Genomic DNA, 4,881 nt, shown 5'->3' on the forward strand with positions numbered 1-4,881 from the left:
CCTTCGGTTTTTGTAAGCAAGCTGAGCAATATTAGCTGGGCCCAGACCAATGCGGTAAAAACGATCGACATGACAGCCAGCCCGATTGTAAAACCCTATATCGTCCGCTTTGTAATCAGGGCGGCAGGAGGCAATTTTTCAAGTTGTGCCGAAATCAATTTTAGCTCTGCAGAAACGGGAACGCTGGTTTCTACAGACTGTGAGCACCCAACTGCAGACCTGGATTTATTTGCAGACGCAAAGATACAGCCGACTGCTGTAAACGGGACGGTTGCGAATGAGCAGCAGCGCCTTATCGGCTACTCTATAGATGGCAGTTTAAGTTCGTTTTATTTTTCTGCTTATACCGAAGGCGTCAGCCAGGTCAAACCGGTATTGATGAATTTTGACTTTGGGGGAAATAACAGCATGGATTACATAAAATATTTTCCCAGAACAGATGGCGGAGTAAACGGTAACATTGGAAAAGGGGAGATCTGGTACACCAGTGCAACGCAGGCTACTTTGACCAAGCTGATGGATTTTGATGCCGGCCTTGTTAATACCCCTTCTACATTTACATTTCCGGCCAACCTGCAAAACGTCACGAAAATTGTATTTAAAATATTTTCTGGTGTAAACAATGTAGTTAACTGCGCTGAAATGGAGTTTCACCGCGCTGCCAGACCGGTGTCCAGTAATGTTTTTGCGGATGATCTGTATACTACGTTAAAACCCGAAATCACACAGACCGATATCGATGCCATTGCTTCTCCGTTTTTTAAATCCATGGCGCAGTGTATTTTCAACAATACCTACAACAGGAAATACCGCGTACAGACCTATGATTTTTATCCAAATACCGGTACAGTTGAGGGCATATTAAAGACAAATGGTTTGAACAAGGTTGAAAACCCGACAGGGATTGCCTTTAAGGCCAATACCAAAGCGGTTGTTTTTGTTGGCGATACCTATGGTGTAAACCCAAAATTGCTCATTAAGGACTTTGCGCTTAATAACAGTGCCACTACCGATAGTTATCCTTTGCAGAAGGGGGTAAACATTATCAATGTGGCACATAATGGCTTGGCCTACATCAGCTATTTTAGCGATAATGCCAATCTGCAGCCTGTGCGGGTTAACATAGCCACTGGCCAGGTTAACGGATATTTCAATCCTTTAACCGACACCAATGATGAATGGACAAAAATGTTGCTGAACGGTGTTTATCCAACTTTGGACATCAAAGGAACCTATACAAATTTAAACTTACATAAATATATACTCCTAAACGGTTCACCGAACGGCGGAAAAGAGCTGGTTGCTGCCTACGACACTATTGTGCATAAAGAATATATTTTAAACGGCCTGACCAAATATAACAGAGTACCTAAAAACCACATGTTCCTGAGGTCTGTATCTGAGGATGGAAATCCCAATGCAAGCAGTGATGGCGTGAACTATCTTATAGGCGCGGGAGGTAGTGGATCCAATCTGTACAGTGCTGCAGGTGTTCTTTACGATCCATGGGGAGTAGCCCATGAATATGGCCACAATAACCAGGTGAGGCCCGGAGCCAAATGGATCGGCATGACCGAGGTAACCAATAACATCAATTCGGCCTGGATCATGTATATCTATGGCAGCAGGTATCCGAATTCTTCAAAGATGGAAAAACAGGCCGAGAAAACTAAGGTAGGAGGTCCAAGTGTAATCGGTGGTAGATTCAGTCTGTTATTAGATTATAGTTTAATACAGAAAAAACACATCCAGACACCTGGGAATGCAATAGATGCCTATATTCCGCTAGTGCCTTTCTGGCAATTGGAACTGTATTATCAGGCTGCCGGGGCGTGTAAAGACCTGCCTACCATGCAGCAGCGATTATCTGGTACAGCAGCTCCGGCTGGGCTACCAGATGTGGCTTTCTGGTATGGTGATGTGCTGGAGAAAATGCGTACAACCAGTCAGGTTGGTGTAAATGACGGACAATTGATCATTAATTTTGTAACCGCTGCCAGCGATGCCGTTCATGAAGACCTGACTGATTTTTTCATAAAAGGAGGTTATCTGCTGCCAATTGATGCGGATATTAGCGATTATGGCACAATACGCCGTTTAACAATTACCCAGGCGCAGATAGATGCTTTAAGTACTGCAATGAAAGCCAAATATCCAAAACCGGTATCCCCGGTATTGAATTACATTTCGGCAAATACTGTAGATACCTATAAAAACCGTATCCCATTGGCGGCAACCGCAGTTGCAACGGTCGGTGTAACCGTTAATGCAGGTACGTTAACGATCGACAATACGAAATGGACTGGTGCAGTAGCTTTTGAGACCTATAACCAAAAGGCACTTACCGATGTGGCTATTTATGCCGCAGGCGATGGCACAACTGCAAACGCAACCACAACGGTTCAATATGGTGCCGGTTCTACAAGTGTTTATGCTATCGGATATGATGGTTCAAGAAAACTGGTTTATCCGGCTGTAGACGTTGCCAACTCGTTGCCAACGGTATCGATTACTTCGCCTGTTAGCAATGCAGTAGTTACAGTTGGTAGCGATGTTGYTATTRATGCCAATGCTGCYGATACCGATGGAACGGTTGCTAAGGTAGAATTTTATCAGGGCAGCACACTTTTAGGTCAGTCAACCACAGCGCCTTACAGCTTTAACTGGAATAATCCTACAGCAGGAAATTACAGCCTTATCGCTAAAGCAACGGATAATAACGGAGGAACAACAATGTCAGACACCGTTAAGGTTACTATCAATACCTTGCCAACGGTAGCCATCAGTTCACCAGCAAACAATACTGTATTTACAGCAGGTGCAAATGTTACTATTAATGCCAGCGCTACGGATGCGGACGGAACAATTAGYAAAGTAGAGTTTTATCAGGGCAGCACTTTATTAGGTCAGTCTACCACAGCGCCTTACAGCTTTAACTGGAATAATCCTACAGCAGGAAATTACAGCCTTATCGCTAAAGCAACGGATAATAACGGAGGAACAAYAATGTCAGACACCGTTAAGGTTACTATCAATACCTTGCCAACGGTAGCCATCAGTTCACCGGCAAACAATAATGTATACACAGCAGGTACGAATGTTACTATTAATGCTAGCGCTACGGATGCGGATGGTACGGTTGCTAAAGTAGAGTTTTATCAGGGCAGCACTTTATTAGGCCAGTCAACCACTGCACCTTATAGCTTCACCTGGAATAACCCTGCTGCAGGAACTTATGCGCTTACCGCAAAAGCGACCGACAACAGTGGAGGGATAACTGTATCGGGTGCGGTTAATATTACCATAAATACTCCACAAGCTTTAGTTGTTAATCCGGTAGCGGACGCATTTGTACGAGATGGTTCATTGGCAAATACAAAATATGGGGCGGCAACAACTTTGGAAGTGAAAAAAGATGGATCATCATTTTTTAGGCAGTCGTATTTGCGATTTGATTATACTTCGTTTACACAATCCAGCGTCGAAAGTGCGAAATTGCGGGTTTATGTTTCCAGTGTTGGCGCAGATCCAACCAGKGTAGTATCTGTATATGGACTTTCCAATACAACCTGGACTGAAAGTACAATTACTTGGAATAACCAACCAGCTGAGGCCGGCACATTGATCGGGAATTATACCGTCAGTAATTTAAATGGTCGATGGTACGACCTAGACGTAACTGCCTACATCAACAGCCAATTGGCAGCGAACAACAAAATCATTTCTTTCAGGTTAATCAATCAGGGAACCACAAGCTCGGCCAACAATGTAAGCTTTAATTCGCGAGAAGCTGCAAGCAACAGACCGGAACTCTTATTGAATCAGGAGCCAAACAACAACATACAAAACACGGAAGAAGTATTCTCAAACGAGGATATAAATACCGTCATTTTGCCTTCCGAAACATTAAAAGTTAAGGCCTGGCCAAATCCGAGTACCAGTGCATTTAAAGTGCATGTAGAAAGCCCTAGTAAAGAAATAGTATATTATAGAATATTTAATATAGCCCAACAATTGGTTAAAGAAGCTAAAACAGATGCTCATGACCAGCTAAATTTTGGAGATGAACTTGTTCCAGGGATGTATTTGATAGAAATAAAACAGGGCACACAAAGAAAGGTTGTAAAAGTAATTAAGTTATAATAGATGACAGTAGCATTCAACCTAAACCATAAATAAAATGAAAAAAAAACAATTATTGATTGCCCTTGCGGCAACTGCAGTCCTCTTTACGTCCTCATGTAAAAGAACAGAGATACCTGTTGCAGAAACGGGAAACACCTACAAGTCTAAACCACAGATGACCGTAGCGAATCCAGTGTTATCACACACCCGCAATCTTACTGTTGCCTATCTGATTCCGACGGATCTTGACACTGTTGCAAATTTTAGATCAAGAATTGATGGGGTGCTAACATGGATCCAGAATTACTATGCTCAGGAATTGGATAGAAATGGATATGGGCCAAAAACCTTTGGCCTTGTTAAAGATTCGGTTACTCAATTGGTCCAAATCAGTGTAATCAGAAGTGCACAATCTAAAATAAATTTCAATGCTGGTACTGGAGTTACAGAAGTGAATAATTTCTATGCAACCAATCCGGGCCTAAAACAAAGCCAGCATGTGCTTATACTGTTACCACCTTTCTCAACAAATGCAAATGGAGAGCCTGCTGGAGGAAATCCATTTTATGGGGTTGGAAAATACTGCTATGCCTTGGATTATGCAGGTCTGAACATTGCCAATATTGGAACTGACCCGTTTACAATGTGGATCGGTGGAACGGCACATGAACTGGCGCATGCACTCAATTCTTCCCATAACAGGGAATCGGTATCTCAAAAAAGCAGCTTGGGTACATCATTGATGGGGTATGGCAA

The 4,881-nt window shown here is 42.9% G+C and carries 1 protein-coding gene and 1 pseudogene; both read left to right on the forward strand.

All coding sequences use genetic code 11. The features are described from left to right. A partial coding sequence (locus AC1DND_RS19520) for an Ig-like domain-containing protein (protein ID WP_477584151.1) occupies positions 1–4,143 on the forward strand: 4,143 nt, incomplete at its 5' end. Positions 4,144–4,180: 37 nt separating this feature from the next. After that, positions 4,181–4,881, forward strand: a pseudogene (locus tag AC1DND_RS19525) (hypothetical protein); the annotation flags it as partial.

The sequence above is a fragment of the Pedobacter sp. 01N416 genome (assembly GCF_056399685.1).